This window comes from Pseudomonas sp. CAN1 (assembly GCF_030462585.1).
Lineage (GTDB): Bacteria > Pseudomonadota > Gammaproteobacteria > Pseudomonadales > Pseudomonadaceae > Pseudomonas.
This window is the reverse complement of sequence record NZ_JASMRU010000009.1, coordinates 120,990-147,257: the sequence shown is the minus strand read 5'-3', so window position 1 is coordinate 147,257 and position 26,268 is coordinate 120,990. Positions and strand designations below refer to the sequence as shown.

26 protein-coding genes are annotated in these 26,268 nt (G+C 64.2%); 8 read left to right on the top strand and 18 right to left on the bottom strand.

The genetic code is table 11. From position 1 onward, the window contains the following. Positions 1-24: 24 nt before the first annotated feature. Both QO207_RS15165 and QO207_RS15160 read left to right on the top strand, forming a co-directional pair. The gene (locus tag QO207_RS15165) at positions 25-618 is read left to right on the top strand and encodes a phosphoheptose isomerase (protein ID WP_017518113.1); all 594 of its coding nucleotides are present in this window, start codon (positions 25-27) and stop codon (positions 616-618) included. Continuing rightward, the gene (locus tag QO207_RS15160; RefSeq protein WP_253452576.1) at positions 615-1,193 is read left to right on the top strand and encodes a BON domain-containing protein; all 579 of its coding nucleotides are present in this window, start codon (positions 615-617) and stop codon (positions 1,191-1,193) included. The genes QO207_RS15165 and QO207_RS15160 overlap by 4 nt, the downstream gene beginning before the upstream one ends. Positions 1,194-1,254: 61 nt before the next feature. Here QO207_RS15160 and QO207_RS15155 read toward each other — a convergent pair whose 3' ends face one another. The 7 genes from QO207_RS15155 to rplM all read right to left on the bottom strand — a co-directional run bounded on the left by QO207_RS15155 (position 1,255) and on the right by rplM (position 6,051). Beyond that, positions 1,255-1,659 carry a ClpXP protease specificity-enhancing factor gene (locus QO207_RS15155; protein WP_301533198.1) on the bottom strand — a complete coding sequence of 135 codons (405 nt, stop codon included), beginning with the start codon at positions 1,657-1,659 and terminating at the stop codon, positions 1,255-1,257. An 11-nt stretch (positions 1,660-1,670) separates the two neighbouring features. Further along, positions 1,671-2,288: a glutathione S-transferase N-terminal domain-containing protein gene (locus QO207_RS15150; RefSeq protein WP_301533197.1), complete on the bottom strand. Its 618-nt coding sequence runs from the start codon at positions 2,286-2,288 to the stop codon at positions 1,671-1,673. A gap of 92 nt (positions 2,289-2,380) precedes the next feature. Beyond that, positions 2,381-3,163: a cytochrome c1 gene (locus QO207_RS15145; protein WP_301533196.1), complete on the bottom strand. Its 783-nt coding sequence runs from the start codon at positions 3,161-3,163 to the stop codon at positions 2,381-2,383. Next, positions 3,163-4,374 (bottom strand): cytochrome bc complex cytochrome b subunit, encoded by a 1,212-nt coding sequence (locus tag QO207_RS15140; RefSeq protein ID WP_301533195.1) that lies wholly within the window; start codon positions 4,372-4,374, stop codon positions 3,163-3,165. Before QO207_RS15140 ends, QO207_RS15145 begins: the two co-directional genes overlap by 1 nt. Then, entirely contained in the window at positions 4,374-4,964 is a 591-nt protein-coding gene (gene petA / locus QO207_RS15135; protein ID WP_253452572.1) for a ubiquinol-cytochrome c reductase iron-sulfur subunit, read from the bottom strand. The genes QO207_RS15140 and petA overlap by 1 nt, the downstream gene beginning before the upstream one ends. Before the next feature lie 251 nt (positions 4,965-5,215). Beyond that, entirely contained in the window at positions 5,216-5,608 is a 393-nt protein-coding gene (gene rpsI / locus QO207_RS15130; RefSeq protein WP_015475858.1) for a 30S ribosomal protein S9, read from the bottom strand. A gap of 14 nt (positions 5,609-5,622) precedes the next feature. Beyond that, on the bottom strand, positions 5,623-6,051 hold the full coding sequence (gene rplM, locus QO207_RS15125) for a 50S ribosomal protein L13 (RefSeq protein ID WP_015475857.1): 429 nt from the start codon (positions 6,049-6,051) through the stop codon (positions 5,623-5,625). Positions 6,052-6,297: 246 nt separating this feature from the next. On the opposite strand from rplM, the gene QO207_RS15120 reads away from it, so the two are divergent. Further along, the gene (locus tag QO207_RS15120; protein WP_301533194.1) at positions 6,298-7,335 is read left to right on the top strand and encodes an NADP(H)-dependent aldo-keto reductase; all 1,038 of its coding nucleotides are present in this window, start codon (positions 6,298-6,300) and stop codon (positions 7,333-7,335) included. 96 nt (positions 7,336-7,431) lie between these two features. On the opposite strand, the gene QO207_RS15115 is transcribed toward QO207_RS15120, so the two are convergent. Next, the gene (locus QO207_RS15115; protein ID WP_301533193.1) at positions 7,432-8,577 is read right to left on the bottom strand and encodes an acyl-CoA dehydrogenase family protein; all 1,146 of its coding nucleotides are present in this window, start codon (positions 8,575-8,577) and stop codon (positions 7,432-7,434) included. A 253-nt stretch (positions 8,578-8,830) separates the two neighbouring features. Here QO207_RS15115 and QO207_RS15110 point away from each other — a divergent pair, with 253 nt between their 5' ends. Both QO207_RS15110 and QO207_RS15105 read left to right on the top strand, forming a co-directional pair. Continuing rightward, a complete protein-coding gene (locus QO207_RS15110) occupies positions 8,831-9,730 on the top strand; it encodes a GlxA family transcriptional regulator (protein WP_301533244.1) in 900 nt (299 codons plus the stop codon). A 92-nt stretch (positions 9,731-9,822) separates the two neighbouring features. After that, positions 9,823-10,788 (top strand): hypothetical protein, encoded by a 966-nt coding sequence (locus QO207_RS15105; protein WP_301533192.1) that lies wholly within the window; start codon positions 9,823-9,825, stop codon positions 10,786-10,788. Between the two features lie 162 nt (positions 10,789-10,950). Here the strand turns inward: QO207_RS15105 and zapE are convergent, their stop codons facing one another. The 3 genes from zapE to QO207_RS15090 form a co-directional block, all read right to left on the bottom strand. Next, entirely contained in the window at positions 10,951-12,045 is a 1,095-nt protein-coding gene (zapE, locus tag QO207_RS15100) for a cell division protein ZapE (protein WP_301533191.1), read from the bottom strand. Between the two features lie 94 nt (positions 12,046-12,139). Further along, positions 12,140-13,480, bottom strand: coding sequence for a tryptophan--tRNA ligase (locus tag QO207_RS15095; RefSeq protein WP_301533190.1), 1,341 nt, complete (start codon positions 13,478-13,480; stop codon positions 12,140-12,142). Between the two features lie 60 nt (positions 13,481-13,540). Continuing rightward, positions 13,541-14,167: an alpha/beta hydrolase gene (locus QO207_RS15090; RefSeq protein ID WP_301533189.1), complete on the bottom strand. Its 627-nt coding sequence runs from the start codon at positions 14,165-14,167 to the stop codon at positions 13,541-13,543. Positions 14,168-14,306: 139 nt separating this feature from the next. Between QO207_RS15090 and QO207_RS15085 the strand changes: the two genes are divergently transcribed. After that, positions 14,307-14,747: a YhcB family protein gene (locus QO207_RS15085; RefSeq protein WP_301533188.1), complete on the top strand. Its 441-nt coding sequence runs from the start codon at positions 14,307-14,309 to the stop codon at positions 14,745-14,747. Positions 14,748-14,839: 92 nt separating this feature from the next. Here QO207_RS15085 and QO207_RS15080 read toward each other — a convergent pair whose 3' ends face one another. From QO207_RS15080 to cysD, 6 genes are all read right to left on the bottom strand, one after another. Next, the gene (locus QO207_RS15080) at positions 14,840-15,316 is read right to left on the bottom strand and encodes a transposase (protein WP_301533187.1); all 477 of its coding nucleotides are present in this window, start codon (positions 15,314-15,316) and stop codon (positions 14,840-14,842) included. 268 nt (positions 15,317-15,584) lie between these two features. Further along, positions 15,585-18,038 carry a TonB-dependent siderophore receptor gene (locus QO207_RS15075; protein WP_301533186.1) on the bottom strand — a complete coding sequence of 818 codons (2,454 nt, stop codon included), beginning with the start codon at positions 18,036-18,038 and terminating at the stop codon, positions 15,585-15,587. A gap of 104 nt (positions 18,039-18,142) precedes the next feature. After that, positions 18,143-19,123: a FecR domain-containing protein gene (locus QO207_RS15070; protein ID WP_301533185.1), complete on the bottom strand. Its 981-nt coding sequence runs from the start codon at positions 19,121-19,123 to the stop codon at positions 18,143-18,145. Then, positions 19,120-19,656 (bottom strand): sigma-70 family RNA polymerase sigma factor, encoded by a 537-nt coding sequence (locus QO207_RS15065; protein WP_301533184.1) that lies wholly within the window; start codon positions 19,654-19,656, stop codon positions 19,120-19,122. Before QO207_RS15065 ends, QO207_RS15070 begins: the two co-directional genes overlap by 4 nt. A gap of 206 nt (positions 19,657-19,862) precedes the next feature. Next, positions 19,863-21,761 (bottom strand): sulfate adenylyltransferase subunit CysN, encoded by a 1,899-nt coding sequence (gene cysN / locus QO207_RS15060; RefSeq protein ID WP_301533183.1) that lies wholly within the window; start codon positions 21,759-21,761, stop codon positions 19,863-19,865. A gap of 12 nt (positions 21,762-21,773) precedes the next feature. Beyond that, positions 21,774-22,691, bottom strand: coding sequence for a sulfate adenylyltransferase subunit CysD (gene cysD, locus QO207_RS15055; RefSeq protein ID WP_301533182.1), 918 nt, complete (start codon positions 22,689-22,691; stop codon positions 21,774-21,776). 336 nt (positions 22,692-23,027) lie between these two features. Here cysD and mltB point away from each other — a divergent pair, with 336 nt between their 5' ends. Next, positions 23,028-24,125 carry a lytic murein transglycosylase B gene (mltB, locus tag QO207_RS15050; RefSeq protein WP_301533181.1) on the top strand — a complete coding sequence of 366 codons (1,098 nt, stop codon included), beginning with the start codon at positions 23,028-23,030 and terminating at the stop codon, positions 24,123-24,125. A gap of 113 nt (positions 24,126-24,238) precedes the next feature. On the opposite strand, the gene QO207_RS15045 is transcribed toward mltB, so the two are convergent. Further along, on the bottom strand, positions 24,239-24,997 hold the full coding sequence (locus QO207_RS15045; protein WP_301533180.1) for a Nif3-like dinuclear metal center hexameric protein: 759 nt from the start codon (positions 24,995-24,997) through the stop codon (positions 24,239-24,241). Positions 24,998-25,110: 113 nt separating this feature from the next. Between QO207_RS15045 and algW the strand changes: the two genes are divergently transcribed. Further along, positions 25,111-26,259, top strand: coding sequence for a Do family serine endopeptidase AlgW (gene algW, locus QO207_RS15040; protein ID WP_301533179.1), 1,149 nt, complete (start codon positions 25,111-25,113; stop codon positions 26,257-26,259). Positions 26,260-26,268 lie beyond the last annotated feature (9 nt).

Here is a 26,268-nt window from a genome sequence, read left to right as displayed (position 1 = left end):
ACGCCCGACGAAAGGTCACACCTGATGGACATGCAATCCCGTATCCGCCAGCTCTTCCATGCCAGCATCGAGACCAAGCAACAGGCCACCGAGGTGCTCATCCCGCATATCGAGCAGGCCAGCATGGTCATGGTCAATGCCCTGCTGAACGAGGGCAAGATCCTCTCCTGCGGCAACGGCGGCTCCGCCGGCGACGCCCAGCACTTCTCCTCCGAGCTGCTGAACCGCTTCGAGCGCGAGCGCCCGAGCCTGCCAGCGGTCGCCCTGACCACCGACAGCTCGACCATCACCTCGATCGCCAACGACTACAGCTACAACGAAGTCTTCTCCAAGCAGATCCGCGCACTCGGCCAGCCGGGCGACGTGCTGCTGGCGATTTCCACCAGCGGCAACTCGGCGAACGTCATTCAGGCGATCCAGGCCGCACATGATCGCGAAATGGTTGTCGTAGCTCTGACCGGCCGCGACGGCGGCAACATGGCATCGTTGCTGCTGCCCGAAGACGTGGAAATCCGCGTCCCGGCCAAGGTCACCGCACGCATCCAGGAAGTCCACCTGCTGGTCATCCACTGCCTGTGCGACCTAATCGACCGTCAACTGTTCGGGAGTGAAGAATGACCCGTACCCCTCTGATCGCAGCCGCACTGGCCGTGACCATGGCACTGGGTGGCTGCAGCAGCTTTGTCAGCGCCACCCGCGACAAGCCGATCGACGATGACAAGGGTACCCGTACCCTTGGCAGCAAGATCGACGACTCGCTGATCGAAACCAAGGTGGCGGTGAACGTCGCCAAGGCCGACGCCGACCTCGACCGCAATTCCCACGTCGTGGTGATCAGCTACAACGGCGTGGTGCTGCTGGCCGGCCAGACGCCTCGCGCCGACCTTAAGAACAAGGCCGAGCAGGCCGCCAAGGAAGTGCAGAAGGTCAAGACCGTGCACAACGAGCTGCAGATCCTGCAGCCCTCCTCCCTGGCCGCCCGCAGCAACGACACCTGGCTGACCACCAAGATCAAGAGCCAGATGCTCGCTGACGCCAACGTGCCGTCCACCCGCATCAAGGTCCTGACCGAGAACGGCATCGTCTACATGCTGGGCCTGGTGACCCGCAAGGAAGGCGACCTGGCCACCCAGGTAGTGCAGAGCGTCGACGGCGTGCAGAAGATCGTCCGCCTGTTCGAGTACATCGACTGATCAGGCTGATGGCTGCGATTCTGCAGGCATGAAAAAGGCGACCCTCGGGTCGCCTTTTTTATTACTTCACCACCTTCAGGCTCGGTCGGCCACTGGGGCGCGGCGGCTCGTCGGAGGGGCCGTCGTCGGGCAGATCCTCGTCATCGGTGGGTACCGGCGGTTCCAGGTCGAAGACCATGCCCTGGCCGTTCTCCCGCGCATAGATGGCCATCACCGCCTGGGACGGGACGTACAGGCCCTGGGCGACACCACCGAAACGGCCCTCGAAGCTGACCGCCTCGTTATCCATCTGCAGGTGGCGCACGGCGGTCGGCGAGACGTTGAGCACGATCTGCCCGTCGCTGGCATAGCCCGGTGGCACGCGTACGCCCGGGTACTCGGAGTTCACCAGGATATGCGGGGTGCAGCCGTTGTCGACGATCCACTCATAGAGGGCTCGCACGAGGTAGGGACGACTGGAGTTCATCATCGGGCTCCTTAGCGCATATCACGTTCGATAGAAGACAGGCTGGCACGGAAAGTCTCCCGTGCAAAATTCCGCTCCATGTAATCCAGCAGAGGCTTCGCCGGACGGGGAAGTTCAATGCCCAGGATCGGCAGGCGCCAGAGGATCGGCAGCAGGCAGCAATCCACCAGGCTCAGATCGTCGCTGAGGAAGTACGCCTTGTCGGCGAACAGCGGCGACACCCCCGTCAGGCTCTCACGCAATTCCTTGCGCGCCAAGGCACGCTCGGCTTCCTTCTGGCGCTTGTCGAGGATGCGGTCCACCAGGCTGCACCAGTCGCGCTGGATGCGGTGCACGAGCAGGCGGCTGTTGGCGCGGGCCACCGGATACACCGGCAGTAGCGGCGGATGGGGATAGCGTTCGTCGAGGTATTCCATGACCACCGTCGACTCGTAGAGCGCGAGATCGCGGTCCACCAGGGTCGGCAGGCTGCCGTAGGGGTTCACTTCGGCGAGCTTGGCCGGGATGCTGCCGGCAGGTACGTCAATGATATCGGCGACGACGTTCTTCTCGGCCAGCACCAGGCGCACGCGGTGGCTGTAATGGCAGGAAGGGTCGGAGAAGCAGGTGAGCTTGTTGATAGCGGCCATGCCGCGCGCCTCCTCGCAGGATTTCTTGTGGGAGGTAGAAAAACGCACGCGCGCCCCGTAGGGCGCGCGCTTGTTACTACGACTGGTTGTGCTTAGTGCACGTCCTTCCAGTATTCGCGCTTGAGCAGGTAGGCGAACACGAAGAAGAAGGCCAGGAACAGCAGGACGTAGGTGCCGATGCGGTGGGAATCCAGCTTGTTCGGATCAGCCGAATAAGCCAGGAAGGTCACCAGGTTCTTCACCTTTTCGTCGAACTGGGCTTCGGTCAGCTGGCCCGACTTCGGCACGATGGTCAGCTGGTCGCAGGCCTCGTGGGTCAGCGGGGTACCGGTCAGAGGATCGTACTGCTTCTTGCCATCCTCGACGACCTGAACCTGCTTGCAACCGACGACCTGGCGGCCCTGCAGGCTCACCAGCACGTTCGGCATGCCGACGTTCGGGAAGATCTTGTTGTTCACGCCCCACGGACGCTTGGGATCTTCGTAGAACGAACGCAGGTAGGTGTACAGCCAGTCAGTGCCACGAACGCGAGCTACCAGGGTCAGGTCCGGCGGCGCAGCGCCGAACCAGGCCTTGGCGTCGGCCGGCTTCATGCCGATGTCCATGTGGTCGCCGATCTTGCCGCCAGTGAGCACCAGGTGGCTCATCATCAGCTCTTCCGGGATACCCAGATCACGGCCGACACGCTCATAACGCTGGAACTTGGCGCTGTGGCAGCCCATGCAGTAGTTGGCGAAGGTACGCGCGCCATCCTGCATGGCGGCCTTGTCGGTCAGGTCGATATCGACGCGATCAAGGGCCGGGCCATGGCCTTCGGCGGCGAAGCCGAAGACAGGCAGCAGAGCCAGAACAAATGCAGCGAATTGCTTTTTCATCAGCCAGTCACCCTTTCCGGAACCGGTTTGGTTTTCTCCATCCGGGTGTAGAACGGCATCAGGATGAAGAAGGCGAAATACAGAATGGTGCACAGGCGCGACAGGGTGGTGCCCAGCGGCGACGGCGCTTGCGAGCCGTAGTAGCCGAGGATCACGAAGGAAATCGCGAAGATCACCAGCCAGATCTTGCTCAGCCAGCCCTTGTAGCGGATCGAGCGAACCGGGCTACGGTCCAGCCATGGCAGCACGAACAGCACGGCGATCGCGGCGCCCATGGCGATGACACCCATCAGCTTGTCCGGAACGGCGCGCAGGATGGCGTAGAACGGCGTGAAGTACCAAACCGGAGCGATGTGCTCGGGGGTCTTGAACTGGTTCGCCATCTCGAAGTTGGGCTTCTCGAGGAAGAAACCGCCCATTTCCGGGAAGAAGAAGATCACGGTGCAGAAGACGAACAGGAAGACCACGACACCGACGATGTCTTTCACGGTGTAGTACGGGTGGAACGGGATGCCATCCAGCGGGATGCCGTTCTCGTCCTTCTTCTTCTTGATGTCCACGCCGTCGGGGTTGTTCGAGCCGACTTCGTGCAGCGCCAGGATGTGCAGCACGACCAGGCCGAGCAGGACGATCGGCAGCGCGATCACGTGCAGGGCGAAGAAGCGGTTCAGGGTGATGCCGGAGATCAGGAAGTCACCACGGATCCACTGGGCCAGGTCTTCGCCGACGACCGGGATGGCGCCGAACAGCGAGATGATCACCTGGGCACCCCAGTAGGACATCTGGCCCCAGGGCAGCAGGTAGCCCATGAAGGCCTCGGCCATCAGGGCGAGGTAGATCAGCATGCCGAAGATCCACACCAGCTCGCGCGGCTTCTGGTAGGAGCCGTACAGCAGGCCACGGAACATGTGCAGGTAGACGACCACGAAGAACGCCGACGCACCGGTGGAGTGCATGTAGCGGATAATCCAGCCGTAATCTACATCTCGCATGATGTACTCGACGGAAGCGAAAGCCTCTTCCGCCGACGGGGTGAAGCTCATGGTCAGCCAGATACCGGTGAGGATCTGGTTAACCAGGACCAGCAGTGCGAGGGAGCCGAAGAAGTACCAGAAGTTGAAGTTCTTCGGGGCGTAATACTTGCTCAGATGGTCTTCCCACATCTTGGTCGCGGGGAAGCGGGCATCGACCCAAGCCATGAACTTGTTCATCAGGCTTTCTCCTGGTCCACACCGATGGTCAACTCGTCACCATCAAGCGAATAGGGCGGAATCGGCAGGTTCAGGGGCGCGGGCTGTCCCTTGTAAACGCGGCCGGCGAGGTCGTAATGGGAGCCGTGGCACGGGCAGAAGTAGCCACCTTTCCAGTCCGGACCGAGGTCCGCGGGAGCGACTTCCGGGCGGAAGGTCGGCGAGCAGCCCAGGTGGGTGCAGATGCCGACGATCACGGCCAGTTCCGGCTTGATCGAACGTACTTTGGGATCGACATAGGGCGGCTGGTCCGAAGCCTTCGACTCGGGGTCAGCCAGTTGCCCATCCAGGGTCGGCAGCGCGTCGAGCATTTCCTTGGTGCGATGCACCAGGAATACCGGCTTGCCACGCCATTCGGCGATGACCTGCTGGCCCGGCTCGATCTTCCCTACGTTGACCTTCACCGGCGCGCCGGCAGCCTTCGCCTTGGCACTAGGGAACCATGACCCCACGAACGGGACCGCAGCTCCGACCGCTCCTGCCGCACCTACCACCGAAGTGGCCGCGACAAGGAAGCGACGCCGGCCTGCATTCACGCCGTCATTACTCATTCAGTCGTCTCCCATCAGCTTCAAGCCTGTTCAAATCAGGCTTTTAAGTAAAAATTCGAGCCGCGCAAAAAATTCGCCAAATGGTAAAGAAAAGCCCTTGTGATGACAAGGTAATAGCCTGTTACGCAACCCCTGGAACCCTTGCGCCGCGCGGCTTGCGCGGATGCGACACCTTGCCGCACGAACTTATTGAAGACATAAAAAAACGCCCAGTCCAAAGGAACTGGGCGTTTTTTTTTCGAAGCGTCGTATTAACGCTTGGAGTACTGCGGACGCTTACGCGCTTTGCGCAGACCGACTTTCTTACGTTCAACTTCGCGAGCATCGCGAGTGACGTAGCCGGCTTTACGCAGCGAGCTGCGCAGGGTCTCGTCGTACTCGATCAGGGCGCGGGTGATACCGTGACGGATCGCACCGGCCTGGCCGCTTACACCACCGCCAACGACGGTGACGTAGATATCGAACTTCTCGGTGTTCTCGGTCAGCTCGAGCGGCTGACGGACAACCATGCGAGCGGTCTCACGACCGAAGAACTGCTCGATGGAGCGGTTGTTGATGGAGATTTTGCCAGTACCCGGACGCAGGAAGACGCGAGCGGTAGCGGTCTTACGACGGCCAGTGCCGTAATTTTGAGTCGCCGACATGATGAGCTATCCCGTTAAATCTTCAGTTCTTGAGGCTGCTGAGCGGTGTGCGGGTGGTTGGCACCCTTGTACACTTTCAGCTTGCGGTACATGTCGCGGCCCAGCGGGTTCTTCGGCAGCATGCCTTTGACGGCAGTCTCGATGACGCGCTCAGGAGCCTTGGCGATCAGCTTCTCGAAGTTGATCGACTTGATACCGCCCGGGAAGCCCGAGTGATGGTAGTACATCTTGTCGGTAGCTTTGGCGCCAGTGACACGAACCTGCTCGGCGTTGATTACGACGATGTAGTCGCCGGTGTCAACGTGCGGGGTGTATTCCGGCTTGTGCTTGCCGCGCAGGCGGGTAGCAATTTCGGTAGCCAGACGACCCAGGGTCAGGCCAGCAGCGTCGACGACGAACCAGTCGCGCTTAACAGTTTCTGGTTTCGCGGTATAAGTTTTCATTCGTTATAGCCTCAGGGGCCGTCTGAAAATAAGACGGCGAATCTTACTGGACAGTGGTTGCCTTGACAAGTCAAGGACAGCCGAAGACAGACACGAATTGGGGCTCGGGTCGGTGTGCGTCCGTAACGACTAGATGTATCGATCGGCAGGCTTTGGCATCCCCCACCGATGAAAGGCTGCGGAATTATGCAGATTCCGGCAGAATTTTCAACCGTCTTACGCACTTGTTTTCATGAGGAGAGCTGCATGGAGTACCGCCCGCTTGGCCGCACCGAACTGAAAGTCAGCGCCCTCTGCCTGGGAACCATGACCTGGGGCGAGCAGAACAGCGAAAGCGAAGCCTTCGCGCAGATCGAGAGGGCCAAGGCCGCCGGTCTGAATTTCATCGATACCGCCGAGATGTACCCGGTTCCACCGCGCGCGGAAACCTACACCCGCACCGAGCAGATCATCGGCAACTGGTTCGCCCAGCGCGGTGACCGCGCTGACTGGGTGCTCGCCAGCAAGATCGCCGGCCCCGGCAACTCGATCAGCCATATTCGTGACGGCCAGCCGAAGCTCGACCGCAAGAACATCGTCGCGGCGCTGGATGCCAGCCTGAAGCGCCTGCAGACCGACTGGATCGATCTCTACCAGCTGCACTGGCCGGAGCGCAGCACCAACTTCTTCGGCCAGCTGGGCTACCAGCACAAGGAAGAGAGCTTCACGGCGCTGGAAGACACCCTGGAAGCCCTCGACGAGCAGGTTCGCGCCGGCAAGATCCGCCACATCGGCCTGTCCAACGAGACGCCGTGGGGCACCATGCGTTTCCTGCAGATCGCCCAGGAGCGTGGCTGGCCGCGCGCCGTGTCGATCCAGAACCCCTACAACCTGCTCAACCGCAGCTTCGAGGTGGGCCTGGCGGAAATCGCCATTCGCGAGCAGATCGGCCTGCTGGCCTACTCGCCCCTGGCCTTCGGCATGCTCTCGGGCAAGTACTTCGGCGGCGCCCGCCCGGCCAATGCGCGGATCACCCTGTTCAGCCGCTTCACCCGCTACACCAACCCGCAGACCGCCAGCGCCTGCGACCGCTACGTGAGTCTGGCCCGCGAGCACGGCCTCGACCCGGCGCAGATGGCCCTGGCCTTCGTCACCAGCCGGCCGTTCGTGACCAGCAACATCATCGGCGCCACCAGCCTGGAACAGCTGGAAGTCAACCTTGGCAGCTTCGAACTGAAGCTCTCCGACGAGGTGCTGGCCGGCATCGAGGCGATCCACAAGGACCAGCCGAACCCGGCGCCTTGAGCCTTTCGTAGGAGCGAGCTTGCTCGCGAACCGCCTGACACCCTGGTCGCCAGGAAAATGTTCGCGAGCAAGCTCGCTCCTACAGGAAGCCGCCGATTACAGCGCGCGAGCGATGATCTCCTTCATGATCTCGTTGGTACCGGCGTAGATACGCTGCACCCGCGCATCGGCCCAGGCACGGGCAATCGGGTATTCCCACATGTAGCCGTAGCCACCGTGCAGCTGCACGCATTCATCGAGCACCTTGCACTGCAGGTCGGTGGTCCAGTACTTGGCCATCGCCGCGGTGGGCACGTCCAGCTTGCCTTCCAGGTGCTGCTCCAGGCAGCGGTCGACGAAGACCCGGCCGACCTGGACCTCGGTGGCGATTTCGGCGAGCTTGAAGCGGGTGTTCTGGAAGTCCGCGACGGACTTGCCAAAGGCCTTGCGCTCGCGGGTGTAATCCAGTGTCCACTTCAGCGCCGCCTCGGCCGAGGCCAGCGCGCCGAGGGCCACGGTCAGGCGCTCCTGGGGCAGCTCCTGCATCAGGTAGATGAAGCCCTGCCCGTCCTTGCCCAGCAGGTTTTCCTTGGGGATGCGCACATCCTGGAAGAACAGCTCGGAGGTGTCCTGGGCCTTCATGCCGACCTTCTCCAGGCGCTTGCCCTTGCTGAAGCCCGGCGTGCCGGCCTCCACGAGGAACAGGCTGGTGCCCTTGGCGCCGGCCTTGGGGTCGGTCTTGGCCACCACGATCACCAGGTCGGCCAGCCAGCCGTTGGTGATGAAGGTCTTCGAGCCGTTGATCACGTACTCGTCACCATCCAGCACGGCAGTGGTCTTCACGCCCTGCAGGTCGGAGCCGGCGCCCGGCTCGGTCATGGCGATGGCCGAGACCATCTCGCCGGACACCAGTTTCGGCAGGTAGCGCTGCTTCAGCTCTTCACTGCCGTAGTGAAGGATGTACGGCGCGACGATGTCCGAGTGCAGCGAGAAGCCGATGCCGGTCAGGCCCAGGCGGCCGATCTCCTCGATCACCACGGCGCTGTAGAGAAAGTCCGCCGCCATGCCGCCGTAGGCTTCAGGCAGGTGCGAGCAGAGCATCCCCGCCTCGCCGGCCTTGTTCCACAGCTGGCGGTCGATGTGACCGTCCTTTTCCCACTGGGCGTGGAAGGGCACCGCCTCCTGTTCGAGGAACTTGCGGACGCTGTCGCGGAACAGCTCGTGGTCGGAACTGAACAGGGTTCTCGGAATCATGCGGTGCACCTGCGGATCGGTTGTAGGAATTATTGGAAGGCCGACTGTAGGCCAAGCGCGAACCGCTCTGCACTGGACACTTTCGCCAAAAAATAAGACGATCCAGCCGCATCATGACCGCTTTAGCGTCATGCAAAGACATCCATAAGAAGTACAAGAACCGATGCCCAACCCAGCTTCCCGCGTGCTGCGCCGTGTCAGCATTCTCGCCACCCATGGCGTCTTTGGCTCCACCCTGATGCAGGCCAAGGACTTCTTCCACATGGCCGCCCTGCGCCATGGCCGCCAGCAGGGCCTCGGCCTGCAGCCCAGCTTCGAGACCCGCATCATCAGCCCCGACGGCCAGCCCGTGCTCAGTTTCAGCGGCGACATGCTCGCAGCACAGGGCCCGCTGGACGAACCGGAACTGATCATCCTCCCGGCCTTCTGGGGCGACTTCGACGACCTGCTGAGCCGCCATCCAGAAGTCCTGCCCTGGTTGCGCGAGCGCCACGCCGCCGGCAGCGTGCTGTGCGGCGAAGTCTCCGGGGTGTTCTGGCTGGCCGAGGCCGGCCTGCTGGACGGCAAGGAGGCGACCACCTACTGGCGCTTCTACCGCGAGTTCGCCGAGCGCTACCCGAAGGTGCTGCTCAACCAGGACAAGCACATCGCCGACGCCGACAACATCTACAGCGCCAGCGGCCTGACCTCGGTGCGCGACCTGTACATCTACCTGATCGAGCACTTCTGCGGCGCCGCCGTGGCCCAGGGCGTCGCCCGCGACATCCTCTACGAGGTGCAACGCAGCTATACGCCGGGACGCCTGGGCTTCGGTGGACAGAAACTGCACCACGACCCGGCGATCCTGCAGATCCAGCACTGGCTGGAGGAGCACTTCTCCGACAAGTTCCGCTTCGAGGACGTGGCCCGCGAGCACGGCATGAGCATCCGCAACTTCATGCGGCGCTTCCAGGCAGCCACCGGCGACAAGCCGCTGCACTACCTGCAGCGCCTGCGTATCGAGACCGCACGCAACTTGCTGTCCACCAGCCGCAAGAGCATCAAGACCATCAGCTACGAAGTCGGCTACGACGACGCCAGCTTCTTCGCGCGCCTGTTCAGACAGCACACCGGGCTGTCACCGAATCATTACCGGCGCCAGTACGAACAGAAGGAAGCCTGAAACAGGCCATCCCTAGGATGGGTTCACGGACTCGGGGGCCGCCCTATGATCAGGGGCAGCAATCGACAACAAGAACCCAACGGGATATCGCCATGCGCCGCTTTCTGCTTGCCCTGCTGGCCGTCTTCAGCCTGAACGCTGTGGCGGACGACACCTGGAAACCCTTCCCCTACGACCAGAGCGCCTTCGACTACAGCGGCGACAAGCTGCGCGAAGCCTGGCCACGACTGACCCGCGGCTTCGGCGCCAACTACCCCTTCCCGGATGCGGACTGGGTGGTGAGCATGGCCACGCAGCACCCCGAAGCCCTGGAGAAGACCGTTGCCGCCGGCACCGGCTTCAGCGGCAAGCCGGAAGAGGCGCAGGTCTACGCCGAGAAGCTGCAGGACGTATGGCGCAAGGTATTCCGTGGCGACTTCGCCCAGGCCAAGAAAGACGGCCTGGCGCTGGGCGTCGGCGGGCAGGTGCCGGGCATGTTCGCCCAGGTGCTCTACGCGATGTTTCTCGCGCCGAACCAGGACGAGAAGCAGCGCCTGCTGGAGGAAGTCATCAGCTACACCGATGAGGCCGGCCCGCTGCTCAACGCCGACCCCATCGCCCAGTTCGGCCGCGCCTACGCCAAGGCACGCCTGGCCGAAGACCTGCCGGTGCCGGTGGTGCTCAAGCGCGGCTACACCAGCGAGATCCCCAAGGAGCTGGACGCGCTGCTGGCCAAGCAGCCGAACCAGCCGTTCGCCCTGGCGCTGTACGGCGGCTATGAGGCCGGCGTGATCCGCAAGGTCGGCAAACTGGTGGGCAAGATGACCTACGGGGTCAGCGCGGACAAGATGGAGCAGTACTTCGCCCGCTCCTTCCGCGCCTCCGACGACCTGCCTATCGGCCACTACGAGTACGCCAACGCGCTGGGCTACGTGTACGGCGAGGACGAGGAGCAGAAGGCGCTGGAACAGCTGAAGAAGGCCGTGGCGATCAAGCCGATCAATGCCATGGAGGCGCTGGAAGTCGCCCACGCCCAGCAATTGCTGAAGAAGGCGCAGCAGGAGACGGCGCAGCGCTGACCGCCAAGGCCGCACCGAATGGCCTTCTTGTAGGAGCGAGCTTGCTCGCGAACCGCCCAGTACCGGAGCTGCCGGTGAAATGTTCGCGAGCAAGCTCGCTCCTACGAAGAGCCGGAAACGAAAAAGGCTGCCCAAGGGCAGCCTTTTTCATTCACCGGACCATCAGGGACGGTGCGGGCGGCTCAGGTATTCGTGGGACTGCATTTCCAGCAGGCGGCTCAGGGTGCGCTGGAATTCGAACTCCAGGCGGCCACCGGTGTACAGGTCCTTGAGCTCGACCTCGGCGGAGAGGATCAGCTTGACGTTGCGGTCGTAGAACTCGTCCACCAGGTTGATGAAGCGGCGCGCCATGTCGTCCTTGGCCACGCCCATCTGCTCGACGTTGGAGATCAGGATGGCGTGGAAGATCTTCGCCAGCTCGATGTAGTCGTTCTGGCTGCGCGGGCCGTCGCACAGATCGCGGAACTCGAACCAGGCCACGTCATCGCAGGTGATGCGCGCGCGGATCTCGCGGTTCTCGATCATCAGCGCGTCATCGCGGGTAGCCGCGGCGCAGTCCGGGGTGAGCGCCTTGAAGTCGCGAGTCATGGCCTGTTCGGCCTGCTCGGACAGCGGCCAGTGGTACAGCTCGGCCTGTTCCAGGGCGCGCAGGCGGTAGTCCACGCCGCTGTCGACGTTGACCACTTCGGTGTACTTCTTGACCAGCGCAATGGCCGGCAGGAAGCGCGCGCGCTGCAGGCCGTCCTTGTACAGGCCGTCCGGCACGATGTTGGAGGTCGCCACCAGGCTGACGCCGTTCTTGAACAGCTCTTCCAGCAGGGTCGCGAGGATCATCGCGTCGGTGATGTCGGAGACGAAGAATTCGTCGAAGCAGATCACCCGGGCCTCGTCGGCGAAGCGCTTGCCGATGATGGTCAGCGGGTTCTTCTCGCCCTTGAGGGTCTTCATTTCCTCGTGGACGCGCTTCATGAAGCGGTGGAAGTGCGTGCGCATCTTCTGCTTGAAGGGCAGCGCTTCGAAGAAGGTATCCACCAGGTAGGTTTTGCCGCGGCCGACGCCGCCCCAGAAGTACAGGCCCTTTACCGGCTCCTGGGACTTCTTGCCGAGCAGCTTGCCGAACAGGCCGGTCTTGCCCTTGTCGGCGGCGACCAGGTCGTCGTAGAGGCGTTGCAGGTGCTTCACGGCGTTCGCTTGCGCGGCGTCGTGGAAGAAATCGGGGCGTTTGAGGTCTTCCTGGTAGCGCTGAAGAGGCGTCATGATCGGTAGCAAGGCAACGAAAACGGGGGCGCACACTTTAGCGGCGCCCCCGTTGCTTGGCAATTGGCCGGTAGTCGGACCGGCCTGCCGACCCTCACTCCTGCGGAGCGAGAGCCTCGCGCAGACGCTGCATGGCGGCGTCGCGTTCCGCGTCGGTGGCGAACTCCGGGCTGTAGGCCACGGCTTGGCCATCCAGGCGCACGCTGAAGGCGTTCGGCTCGGCATGCAGGTCCAGTTCTTCGGCCTGCAGGCGCTTGGTCACCTGGCCCGCGGCCTTGCCATCAGCGAAGGCGATGGACAGCAGCAGCTGCTCGCCAGCGGCATCCAGCAGACGGAAGCGGAAGCCTTCGTCCTCGCGGAAGCTGACGAAACGCGCGGCCTTGGCGGCCTTCTTCTTGCCTTCGGTCGCCACCTGAACCTGCTCGCGGAACGAGCGCAGGCCGACCGACTCGCGCAGCTCGCCGAGGAACGGCGTGGCGATGCGACGGGCCTTGGCGGCACCGGCCAGGAGGATGTCCTCCAGGTCGGCCGGGCGGGTGATCAGTGCGTGGTAGCGCTCGCGGGCTTCGCCCAGCTCGTTGTCGAGCAGTTCGAACAGGCGCTGCTTGGCTTCGCCCCAGGCCAGGCCGCCAACCAGCTCGGCGCGGAATGCAGCCTGTTGCTCGTGGGTGGAGAAGGCCTGGTAGAGGGTGAACAGGTGCGAGTTGTCCGGGTCCTTCGGCTCGCCCGGCGCGCGGGAGTCGGTGACGATGCGCGCCACGGCGTCCTTGAGCTGCTTGGCGCTGCCGAACAGCGGGATGGTGTTGTCGTAGCTCTTGGACATCTTGCGACCGTCCAGGCCCGGCAGGGTCGCCACGTCTTCCTCGATCACCACCTCGGGCAGGGTGAACAGTTCCTTGCCGTTGCCGAACAGGTGGTTGAAGCGTTGGCCGATGTCACGGGCCATTTCCACGTGCTGGATCTGGTCGCGGCCGACCGGCACCTTGTGCGCGTTGAACATCAGGATGTCCGCGGCCATCAGCACTGGGTAGCTGTACAGGCCCATGGTGACGCCAGCGTCCGGGTCTTCGCCGGCCTCGACGTTCTTGTCCACCGAGGCCTTGTAGGCGTGGGCGCGGTTGAGCAGGCCCTTGGCGCTGACGCAGGTCAGCAGCCAGGTCAGTTCGGGGATTTCGGGAATATCGGACTGGCGATAGAAGGTCGCCTTGTCCGCATCCAGGCCGCAGGCCAGCCAGGTGGCGGCGATTTCCAGGCGCGAACGCTGGATGCGCGCCGGGTCATCGCACTTGATCAGCGCGTGATAGTCGGCCAGGAAGTAGAAGGAATCGCTCTGCGGATCGCGGCTGGCAACGATGGCCGGGCGAATGGCGCCGGCGTAGTTGCCCAGGTGCGGAGTACCGGTGGTGGTGATGCCGGTCAGGATACGGGTCGTCATGGGAATCCAGGAATCAACACAAATGAAATGGCGGGCCGGATGGTAACTCGGCTGGCAGACCTAGGCGAGCCGGGCCTGTATCAGGTCCTTGAGCTCGATCAGCTTGCCGTGGAAGAAATGGCTACAGTCGGGGATACGGATCAATTCGTGCGGCTTGGTGAGCTCGGCGCTCCAGGCATACACGCGCTCGGGCGTGACCACTTCGTCGGCCTCCGGCTGGATCACCGTGAGCGGGCAGCGCTCGGGCAGGTCGACGTCAAAACGCTCCACCGGCGGCGCCAGCATGAATAGTTGCGCGAGGTCCGCGCCCTGCTCTTCCAGGCGCTCGGCGGCATTGCCGGCCACGCAGGAGCCGAAGGAGAAGCCCATCAGCGTCAGCGGCAGGCCCGGATGCTGCTCGGCGAGCCAGTGCGCGGCGGCCAGCACGTCGTCGATCTCACCGCGGCCTTCAGCATAACTGCCGGCGCTCTGACCTACGCCACGAAAATTGAAACGCAGGGTGGCGTATCCTGCATCCCGTGCGGCACGTTGCAGGGTGGCGACCACCTTGTTCTGCATGGTGCCGGCGAACAGCGGATGCGGATGGCAGATCAGCGCGACGCCCCTGGCGTCGGGCGTGGCGAGGTGCAGGGCTTCCAGCTGGCCTTCAGGGCCATCAAGGAACAGGGGGATTTCGCGGGTGGTCAAACAACAGCTCCGTGACCCCGTGGCGGGTCGTCTCGTCTAGCTCAATACCTGCGCAGGCGGCGAAGCATTCGCCACGGTATACAAGCACAGGTGCAAGCCGCTAACGTAAAGCAAAGCCGTCTATAGAGGAAGGATTCGCGTGGAACAGTCCCTCACCACCTGGTTGCTGCCGCTACTCGCCCTGATCGTCGGGGTCGGCATCGGCTTCCTGATCGCCCGCCTGCTGCCCAACGCCGCGCCGAACAAGCTGCAGCGTCAGGTGGACGACATGCAGGATCGATTCGATAGCTACCAGCGCGAAGTGGTGACCCACTTCACCACCTCCGCCAACCTGATGAAGAAGCTCACCCAGAGCTACCAGGACGTCCAGGAGCACCTCTCCGAGGGCGCCGAGCGTCTGGCCCTGGACGAGCAGACCAAACAGCGCCTGCTGGCCGCCCTGCACGCCGACGAATACCCGGAGCGCCGCGAGCGCCTGACCCCGCCGGCGAACAACGAAGCGCCGCGCGACTACGCCCCCAAGACCACCGACGGCCCCGGTACGCTGGACGAGACCTACGGTCTGAAAGGCAAGTACTGAGCCCTGGCTGCAACGAGAAAGCCCCGCTTCGGCGGGGCTTTTTCATGGTGACGCCACCGCCCCGCGTAGGAGCGGACCTTGTCCGCGAAATCTCACAGCCAGACTGCATCCCAGAAGGGATACTCCCTGAGCGTCCTGACAAGGCCCGCCCGCAAGGGATTGGCCACGATGTAGCGTGCAACGGCCACCAAGTCATCCTCTCTACGCATCGCCCGGTCATGAAACGCAGGCGCCCACACCCTGCCTTGCCGTTCAGCCTGTCGAGCGACCTCTCGCGCACTGACTGCCTTCATACGTCCAACCGATCCAGCCAACTGCTCGCCATCTCCCAGTTGCAGCAACCAGTGAACATGATCGGGCATCAGTACCCAGGCGAGCAGTCTGTTGTGCCCTAACACGACAGGACGGACAAAGGCCGCCGATGCAATGCAGGCCGAGCGAAAGTCGAGGAATACCGGAGTTCGGCCATGGGTGGTTGCGCTGATCAGATAGATTCGGCCGGGCTCCGAAGAGCGCCCTTTGCGCAGCGAATGGTGGCCCGGTGCATCGGGGAAAGCAGGATGGGACATAGCCGGACATCCTCGAGTGGGATGGACGGATTTCGCGGACAAGGTCCGCTCCTACGCAAGCAGACACTCCGTCGGTACATGTGGGAATGGGCGAATGACACCAAAGAAAAAGCCCCGCTCAGGCGGGGCTCTTTTGTGTCTGGGGGATTGCTTTATGTAGGAGCGAGCTTGCTCGCGAACCCGGCCCGCGGACCGGGCATCAGGCGGTTCGCGAGCAAGCTCGCTCCTACAAGGTTCCGCCCCTTCTGCGCCAGGGCGGGACCTGCGGTCACCAGCGGAAAGTCACGCTCCCCAGCAGGGTCCGCTCCTCGCCCCAGTAGCAGCGACCGGCGTTGTTGCAGCCGGCGACGTATTCCTTGTCGAACAGGTTCTTCGCGTTCACCTCCGCCGACCAGTGCTCGTCGAGCTGGTAGCCGACCAGGGCATCCACCAGAGTCACGTCGCCGGTATCCAGCTTGCCGTAGAGCGAGGCCGGGGTGTAGGCGAAGGTGCTGTCGAAGTGACGCACGCCGCCGCCCACGCGCAGGCCCTTGAGGTAGCCGTCGAGGAAGCGGTAGGTGCCCCAGGCCGAGGCCTGGTTGCGCGGCACGCCGGTCATCTGGTGGTCCTCCAGCAGCGAGCCAGGGGCGTCCTTGGTGATGCGCGAGTCGGTGTAGGTGTAGGAGGCAGTCAGGCTGAGGTTTTCGGTGACGTCGCTGTTGACCTCCAGCTCCAGGCCCTTCGCGCGGCTTTCGCCGACCTGCCGGTAGTCGCCCACCACGCTGTCGTAGATCACGTCGTCGGTCTTGCGCAGGTCGTAGAGCGAGGCGGTCATGCTGGTATTCCAGCCCTTGGGCTCGTACTTCACGCCGATCTCGTACTGCTCGCTGGTGGTCGGGTCGAGGGTGCCGGACTTGCTCGATGTCTGCTGCGTCGGGGCGAACGCGGTGGAGTAGCTGACGTAGGGCGACAGGCCATTGTCGAACTGGTACATCAGGCCGGCCTGCCAGGTGAAGTCGTGGTCCCAGTAGTCGAGATCGGCCAGGCCGTTGGTGGTGCCGGCGCGGTTGCGATACTGGCTGTTGACCTCGTCCAGGCGCCCGCCGAGCAGGGCGATCCAGTTGTCGTAGCGGCTCTGCAGCTGGCCATAGAGGCCGTACATCTTCTGTTCCAGCAGCGCGTCCTGGACGTGGATCGGGGTACTGGGCACGGTGGTCCAGACCGGATCGAACACATTCACCGAACCACCGGCGCCGGCGTCCCAGTCCTGGTTGAACGAGGTGCGGTCGAAGCTCGCGCCGACCAGCACGGTGTTGGCCAGCTCGCCGGACTGGAAGTGCCCCTCGAACTGGTTGTCCAGCGAGTAGGTCATCGACTTGTTGTAGCGGTCGTACGCGGTGTTGTTGACGTTGGTACCGAAGCCGCCGTTGTTCAGGCTGCCCGGCCACATCTCGCGGCGGTCGATGCGCGACTGCATGTAGCGCGAGTTCTGGCGGAACTGCCAGGTATCGTTGAACTGGTGGCTGAACTCATAGCCCAGGGTCCAGGCTTCGCGCTCGAACTTGTCCCAGTCGGGGTTGCCGGAAAGCGTGCTCTTGCTGATCTTGCCGTTGGGGTTGTGCAGCAGGGTGCCGGCCGCCGGGTAGCCCAGTTCCATCAGTGTGCGGTCGCGCTGGTAGGTGGAGAGCAGCGTCAGCGCGGTGGCGTCGTCGAAGTTGAAGGTCATCGACGGGGCGATGTAGAGGCGGTCATCGGGCTGGTGATCAACCTGGGTGCCGGAGTCGCGGCCGAGCACCACCACGCGACCGAGGATGTTGCCCTCGTCGGTCAGCGGGCCGGAGACGTCGACGCCCAGCTGCTTGCGGTCGTGGGAGCCGTAGGTCATCTGCACTTCGCCGCGCGGGTCGGCGGTCGGGCGCTTGCTGACCAGGTTGACGATGCCGCCGGGGGCGTTCTCGCCGTAGAGGATCGAGGTCGGCCCGCGGAACACTTCGACGCGCTCCAGGCCGTAGGGCTCGCTGGTGGTGTCGTAGCGGTTGCCCTGCACACGCAGGCCGTCGCGCAGCAGACCGTAGCCCCAGTCGGTGGCGTTGAAGCCGCGGATGTAGAACAGGTCGCCGGCCAGGCCGTCGCCCGCGGCGAATGGCGGGGCGAAAATACCCGGCACATAGCCGAGCACATCGGTCAGCGTCTGCGACTGCTGGTCCTGCATGCGCTGGCGGGTCACCACCGAGATCGAGCGCGGCGTTTCGGCCAGCGAGGTGCTGGTCTTGCCGGCAGTGGTGCTGGCCTTGGCGTTGTAGCCCTTGTCATCCTGCAGTGCGCCGGCAGCGCCAGTGCCGATGATCGACGTGGAATCCAGCTGCAGCACCGAGCCGCTCGTGTCCGGCTGCAGCACATAGCCACCGGACTCCTGCGCCACCGCCTGCAGACCGGTGCCGTCGAGCAGCAACGCCAGGGCGCGCTCGACGCTGTAGCGGCCGTCGAGGCCCTTGCTGGTCTTGCCGGCGGTGAGGTCGTTGTGGCCGACCAGGTAGATGCCCGCCTGGCTGCTGAACTGGTTCAGCGAGGCCGCCAGGGCGCCGGGCTGGATGTGGTATTCGCGCAGCGTCTGCTCGCTGCCCGAGGCCGCCTGGGCCGGTGAGATCAGCGGCAGCGCCGCGAGGCTGCAGAACGACAACGAGATGGCCAGCGCCAGCGGCCGCCGGGCAAAGCGGCGCGAGGAGTCAGTGGGCGAATGCATGGGGTTCCCTGGTTCGGTGCAATGGTTGGAAGTGTTGTTCTGGGGAATGACCGAACCAGAAAGGAAAAGGGGAACCGCGCCGGCGAAAATATTTTCGCGACGCGTCAGGCAGCCTCGATGCTCACCCACCAGGAGGCCAGGCGCTGGACCTTCACCGGCAGCGCAGCCGCCAGCAGGCGCAGGGCCTGGTCGGTGTCATCCAGCGGGAAGGCGCCCATCACCGGCAGCTGCGCCACCGCCGGATCGCAGCCCAGGTGACCGTGGCGATAGCGCCCCAGTTCCTCGATCAGCTGACCCAGCGGCATGTCCTCGGCAGTCAGCACGTGGCGCACCCAGGACTCGCCGGCGGTCTGCGCTGCCGCAATCTCACCGATGCCCAGGCGGGTGAAGTCGGCGCGCTGGCCAGCCTGCAACACCAGCCGCTCACCACTGTCGGCGGTGCGGATTTCCACCGCGCCGCCGTAGACGTTGAGGCGCGTGGCATCGCCCAGTTGCTTGACGGCGAAACGCGTACCCAGCGCACGCAGGCGTCCGTGCTCGGTTTCGACGAGGAAAGGGCGCTGCGCGGCGTCCTTGGCGGTGTCCACCAGCACTTCGCCGAAACGCAGGCGCAGCAGGCGCTGGTCCGGACCGAAGTCGGCATCCACCGCGCTCACTGCTGCGAGCCACAGGTGGGTGCCGTCCGCCAGGATCGCTTCGCGGGTCTCGGCGGTGCTGGTGCTGTAATCGGCGCTCCAGCCCTGCACCAGCCTCGGCAACGGAGTGCCGCGCCAGGTGCCCCAGCCAAGCAGCAGGCCGCCACTGAGCACCAGCAGGCTCTTGAGCCCCTGGCGGCGCGAGAGCTGGCGTTCGCCGCTGGCCTTGAGCACGCGCCCTGCCAGTTGCCTCTCGCCCTGCAGGGGCGCGAAACGCTGGCCGATGCGCTCGACGTAGTGCCAGGCCGCCTGGTGCTCGGCGTGCTGGTCGAGCCATTGCCGCCATTGCGCATGCATCTGCGCGGTGGGGTTTTCGTCCTGCAGCAGCACGTACCAGTTCGCCGCCTGCTGCAGGCTCGCATGGCTGAGCTTGCCGTCGCCGTGAGTCATTCCACCAGCACCCCGTCCAACTCTGCCTCCAGCACCGCGCAGTGCACGAAGGCCTGGGCGAGGTACTTCTTCACCATGCGCTCGGACACTTCCAGCTCCCCGGCGATTTCGCGGTACGGCAAACCGTCGATCTGCGCCAGCAGGAAGGCACGACGCACCTTGAGCGGCAGGCGCAGCAACATGGCATCGACCTGATGCAGGGTTTCCAGGATCAGCGCCAGCTGCTCCGGCGACGAATGCACCGCCTCGGGCTGCGCCGCCAGCGACTCCAGCCAGGCCTGCTCCAGTTGCTGGCGGCGCCAGTGGTCGATCACCAGGCCGCGGGCGATGGTCGCCAGGTAGTTGCGCGGCTGGTCGAGGTACACAGCAATGCCCTTCGCGCGCGTCATCAGCACGCGCAGGAAGGTGTCCTGGGCGAGGTCGGCAGCGCGTTGCGAGCAGCCGGTCTTGCGCCGAATCCAGCCTTGCAGCCAGCCGTGATGATCGACGTAGAGGCGGTGGATGTCGTGATCCGCGAGTTGTGTACGACCCAATAGCGACACCGCCGCACCTGCTATCCAGCAAATAATAATCAGTCTCATTATTAAGCAGGGTGCAGGTCGACGGCAATAGCCATCTGCCAGCGAATCTTCGCCGCGCCAAACAATCCGCCGGACGGCCCGGCCACAGAGGCGGCCAGCAGAAAACCGGGAAAGAAAAAGCCCCGCGAAGGCGGGGCTTTTTCACAGCGCGGAGGCGATCAGATCGCGCCGCGCTGGCGCAGCAGGTCGAGGACCGCCTTGACGCCCTCTTCCACCGACTGGCTCTGGGTGTCGATCACCAGATCGGCATCCAGCGGCACGTCGTAGGGGAAGGACTCGCCCGGGATGTTGTCCTGGCCGGCCGCGTACAGGCCCTGCGGGTCACGCTCGCGGCAGACCTGCGGGGAGGCCTGGACGTAGACGGTGACGAAGCGCTCGGCACCGATCAGCGCCTTGCCCTGGGCACGGCCTTCGGCGCTCGGGGCGACGAAGGCGCACAGGCTGATCAGGCCGGCTTCGTTGAACTGCTTGGCCACATGGGCGGTGCGCAGCCAGTTCTCGTTGCGACCAGCGCGGTCCTGCGGCAGGCCCTTGTTCAGGTCATGGCGCAGGTTCTGGCCGTCCAGCACATAGACCGCGCGGCCCATGTCGAACAGCTTGCGCTCCACGGCGTAGGCCAGGGTGCTCTTGCCGGCGCCGGAGAGGCCGCTGAACAGCACGGTGGCCGGCTGCTGGCCGAAGCGCGCAGCGCGCTCGTCACGGGCGACATGGCCACCACTGTGGTGCGCGGCAGCGCCCTGCCCGGCTTGCGGTGCGGCGATGATCATGCCGGCGCCGACGGTGCCGTTGGTCAGGCGGTCGATGACGATGAAGGCGCCGGTGGTGCGGTTCTGGCCGTAGCCATCCAGCGCGATCGGCGCATCCAGGCTGACCTTCACGCGGGCGATCTCGTTGAGCTTGAGTTCGCTGGCGGCGGTCTCTTCCAGGGTGTTCACGTCCACCTTGTGGGTGATGCTCGGAATCGAGCCCGGCACGTAGCTGGTGGCGCGCTTGATGTCGTACTTCTTGCCCGGCAGCATCGGCTCTTCGGCCATCCACACCAGCATGGCGTCGAAGCCGTCGGTGACCTGCGGACGGTTGTCCGAGTGCACCAGCATGTCGCCGCGGGAGACGTCGATCTCGTCTTCCAGGGTCAGGGTGACGGCCTGGCCGGGGCCGGCCTGCTCCAGCTCACCTTCGAAGGTGACGATGGACTTGACCTTGCTGCCCTTGCCCGACGGCAGCGCGATGACTTCGTCGCCCTTGCGCACGATGCCGCTCGCCAGGGTGCCGGCAAAGCCGCGGAAGTTCAGGTTCGGACGGTTGACGTACTGCACCGGGAAGCGCATGTCGTCGAGGTTGCGGTCGCCGGAGACTTCGACGGTCTCGAGGATTTCCATCAGCGACTGGCCGGTGTACCACGGCGAGCGCTCGGACTTGTTGACCACGTTGTCGCCCTTCAGCGCCGACATCGGCACGAAGTGCAGGGAGTTGGTCTTCAGGTTGATCTTGTCGGCGAACTGCAGGTAGTCGGCCTTGATCTGTTCGAACACGCCCTCGTCGAAGCCCTTGAGGTCCATCTTGTTGATGGCGACGACGATGTGCTTGATGCCCAGCAGCGAGGCGATGTAGCTGTGCCGGCGGGTCTGGGTCTGCACGCCGTAACGGGCGTCGATGAGAATGATGGCCAGGTCGCAGGTGGACGCGCCGGTGGCCATGTTGCGGGTGTACTGCTCATGGCCTGGGGTGTCGGCGATGATGAACTTGCGCTTGGCGGTGCTGAAGTAGCGGTACGCCACGTCGATGGTGATGCCCTGCTCGCGCTCGGCCTGCAGGCCGTCGACCAGCAGCGCCAGGTCGACGTCGTCGCCGGTGGTGCCGACTTTCTTCGAGTCGCGGGTGATGGCCTCGAGGTGGTCCTCGTAGATCATCTTGGAGTCGTGCAGCAGGCGCCCGATCAGGGTGCTCTTGCCGTCGTCGACGTTGCCGCAGGTGAGGAAGCGCAACAGTTCCTTGCGCTCGTGCTGGGCCAGGTAGGCGAGGATGTCCTCGCTGATCAGATCGGATTGATGCGACATGGTGCGAGAACCTTAGAAGTAGCCCTGACGTTTCTTTTCTTCCATCGAACCCGCGGCGTCGTGGTCGATGACCCGGCCCTGGCGTTCGGAAGTCCGCGTCAGCAGCATTTCCTGGATGATTTCCGGCAGCGAAGTAGCGGTGGACTCCACCGCGCCGGTCAGCGGGTAGCAGCCCAGGGTGCGGAAACGCACCATCTTCTTCTGGATGCTGGCCTTCTGCTCGGGCGTGAGGTGCTCGAGGATGCGCTCGTCGTCGATCATGATCAGCGAGCCATTCATCTCGATGACTTCGCGTTCTTCAGCGAAGTACAGCGGCACGATCGGGATCTGTTCCAGATAGATGTATTGCCAGATGTCCAGCTCGGTCCAGTTCGACAGCGGGAAGACGCGGATCGACTCGCCCTTCTTCACCTTGCCGTTGTAGACGTTCCACAGCTCCGGGCGCTGGTTCTTCGGGTCCCAGCGGTGCTTGCTGTCGCGGAACGAGTACACCCGCTCCTTGGCGCGGGACTTCTCCTCGTCGCGGCGGGCACCACCGAAGGCGGCGTCGAAGCCGTACTTGTCGAGCGCCTGCTTGAGGCCCTCGGTCTTCATGATGTCGGTGTGCTTGGCACTGCCGTGGGTGAAGGGGTTGATGTCCTGAGCCACGCCATCGGGGTTGATGTGGGTAATCAGGTCCAGGCCCAGTTCCTCGACCATCTTGGTGCGGAACTTGTACATCTCCTGGAATTTCCAGCGGGTGTCGACATGCATCACCGGGAACGGCAGCTTGCCGGGGAAGAAGGCCTTGCGCGCAAGGTGAAGCATCACCGCGCTGTCCTTGCCGATCGAGTACAGCATCACCGGGTTGTCGAACTCGGCGGCGACCTCGCGGATGATGTGGATGCTCTCGGCCTCCAGCTGTTTCAGATGCGTCAGTTTGTCGACCATGGCTACTCACGGAATTGCTTATGGACGGCCGGCGGGCCGTAGACGAGGGCGCACTCTATCACAGCGCAAGGCTCTAACCGGCGGGCGGGTTATACCGAAAAAATATACTGATATAGCCATACGCGCTCATGCCATTCCTGGGCTCAAAGCCAGGCAGAACGGCACTCTCTGCTTACCGGCGACGTCGCGGGGAGAAACGCCTGAAGTCCGCCGGCTGAATCCAGCCAGGGACTTTTCCTGCAACAGAGTCAGGCTTGTGCCGTACGCTCCCGGCTTGTGCCTGCGCGGCACTGCGCTAGCATAGCGGGCACGTTTTCCTGTCCCAGAAGATTCCCCATGCGCCGCATCGCTTTCGTCCTGCCCCTGCTCCTCTTCGTGTCCGCGTGCAGCAGCAAACCGACTCCCGCTCCGCAACCGGCGCAGAAGCCGAAGACACCGACCCTGATCAGCCCCAGCGCCCACCCGGCGTTCGGCTCGGTGCAGCCGATCACCCCGCTACGCGGCGATTACGCCAACAATGCCAACGCCAATCGCTTCATCGACATGATGGTCAGCAAGCACGGCTTCAACCGGCAGGACCTGCACGACCTGTTCGCCCAGACCCAGGAACTGGACTGGGTGATCCGCCTGATGGACCGCCAGGCGCCCACCTACACCCCGCCCAGCGGCCCCAACGGCGCCTGGCTGCGCTACCGGAAGAAGTTCATCACCCCGGACAACGTGCAGAAGGGCGTGCAGTTCTGGAACCAGTACGAAGCCGACCTGCAGCGCGCCTCCCGCACCTATGGCGTCCCTGCGGAAATCATCGTCGGCATCATCGGCGTGGAAACCCGCTGGGGCCGCGTGATGGGCAAGACGCGAATCATCGACGCGCTGGCCACCCTGTCGTTCTCCTATCCGCGCCGCGCCGAGTTCTTCAGTGGTGAGCTGGAGCAGTTCCTCCTGCAGGCGCGCAAGGAAGGCGACAATCCGCTGGAGATGCGCGGCTCCTACGCCGGCGCCATGGGCTACGGGCAGTTCATGCCCTCCTCCTTCACAAAATACGCGGTGGACTTCGACGGCGACGGCCACCGCGACCTGTGGAACCCGCGCGATGCCATCGGCAGCGTGGCCAACTACTTCAAGCAGCACGGCTGGGTCACCGGCGATGCGGTGGCGATCCCGGCGATTGGCCAGGCGCGCTCGCTGGAGGACGGCTTCAAGACCCAGTACCCGATCGGCGTGCTGGCCAACGCCGGCCTGCGCCCGCAGGGTTCGCTGGGCAACCACCAGAGCGCCAGCCTGCTGCGCCTGGACATGGGTAACACCTACCAGTACTGGTACGGCCTGCCGAACTTCTACGTGATCACCCGCTACAACCACAGCACGCACTACGCCATGGCGGTGTGGGAGCTGGGCAAGGCAGTGGACCGCCAGCGTCACGGCAACCGCTGAGGCAGACAAGAAAAAGGCCGGCTCATTGAGCCGGCCTTTTTCATTGCCGCGAATCGTTGCTCTGTGCCAGGGCTGTTCGCGAGCAAGCTCGCTCCTACAAAAAGCCTGCTGCGTCAGGCCGGGTTCGGACAATCGATGAACAGGTGCTCGATGGCGAAGCGCTTGGCCAGGTAATCCCCCAGCGCCTGCACGCCGTAGCGCTCGGTGGCGTGGTGGCCGGCAGCGATGAAGCTGATGCCGTTTTCCCGCGCGCTGTGCACGGTCTGCTCGGAGACTTCGCCGGTCAGGTAAGCATCGACGCCCGCGGCAATCGCCTGGTCGATGTAGCCCTGGGCGCCGCCGGTGCACCAGGCGATGCGGCGGATTGGTTGCCCGCCATCGACCAGCAGCGGCTCACGGCCCAGCACATCGCGCACATGGATGGCCAGGTCGCTCGGCAGCATGGGCTCGGCGAGCGAGCCGACCAGCACGATGGAACGCGGATTGCCCGGCTCCAACGGCCCTTCGATGTCGAAGCCGAGTTGACGGCCCAGCTGCACGTTGTTGCCCACTTCGCCATGCAGGTCCAGCGGCAGGTGATAGGCCAGCAGGCTGATGTCGTGGTTCAGCAGGGTCTTCAGCCGGCGCTGCTTCATGCCAACCACGCGGGCGTCCTCGCCCTTCCAGAAGTAGCCGTGGTGCACCAGCACCACATCGGCGTCGGCTTCGACGGCGGCATCCAGTAGCGCCTGGCTGGCAGTAACGCCGGAAACGATGCGACGCACCTGCGGGCGACCCTCGACCTGCAGGCCGTTGGGGCAGTAATCCTGGATCTTCGCCGCCTCGAGGAAACGGTCCGCTTCCTCGACCAGCGTGCTCAGTGCGATTGCCATCGAAATTCCTCCAACAACGGCTGCGAGCGTCTATTTTCTTGGCTCGCCGCCCGTATAATGGCCGCCACCCTATCGGCCATCCCCCGGCCAAGCAACCCCAAGGATTTTCTTCGATGCTGAAGGCCCTGCGTTTCCTCGGCTGGCCCGTGCTGGTTGGTGTGCTTCTGGCGCTGCTGATCATCCAGCATAACCCGCAATGGGTCGGCCTTCCGCAGCAGGAAGTGCACCTGCAACAAGCCCCGCTGCTCAGCCGCATCCAGCAGGGCCCGGTCAGCTACGCGGACGCCGTGACCCGCTCCTCGCCGGCCGTGGCCAACCTGTACACCACCAAGATGGTCAGCAAGCCGAACAACTCGATGCTCGACGACCCGCTGTTCCGGCGCTTCTTCGGCGATAACCTGCCGCAGCAGAAGCGCATGGAATCGAGCCTGGGTTCGGCGGTGATCATGAGCCCCGAAGGCTACCTGCTGACCAACAACCACGTGACCTCCGGCGCCGACCAGATTGTCGTGGCCCTGCGCGATGGCCGCGAGACCATCGCCCGCCTGGTGGGCAGTGACCCCGAGACCGACCTCGCGGTGCTGAAGATCGACCTCAAGGACCTGCCCTCGATCATGCTCGGTCGCTCCGACGGCATCCGCACCGGCGACGTCTGCCTGGCCATCGGCAACCCGTTCGGTGTCGGCCAGACCGTGACCATGGGCATCATCAGCGCCACCGGCCGCAATCAGCTGGGCCTGAACACCTATGAAGACTTCATCCAGACCGACGCGGCGATCAACCCGGGCAACTCCGGCGGCGCGCTGGTGGACGCCAACGGCAACCTGATCGGCATCAACACCGCGATCTTCTCCAAGTCCGGCGGCTCCCAGGGCATCGGCTTCGCCATCCCGACCAAGCTGGCCCTGGAGGTCATGCAGTCGATCATCGAGCACGGCCAGGTGATCCGCGGCTGGCTCGGCGTCGAAGTGCAGCCGCTGACCCCGGAACTGGCCGAGTCCTTCGACCTCAAGGGCAAGGCCGGCATCGTCGTCGCCGGCGTCTACCGCGACGGCCCCGCCGCCAAGGCCGGCCTGCTGCCGGGCGACATCATCCTGAACATCGATGGCGAAGCCGCCAGCGACGGTCGCCGCTCGATGAACCAGGTGGCGCGGACCAAGCCGGGCGAGAAGATCAACATCGAAGTGCTGCGCAACGGCAAGCCGGTGACGCTCAACGCCGAAGTCGGCCTGCGTCCGCCGCCCGCACCCAACGCCAACTGATACGACCCA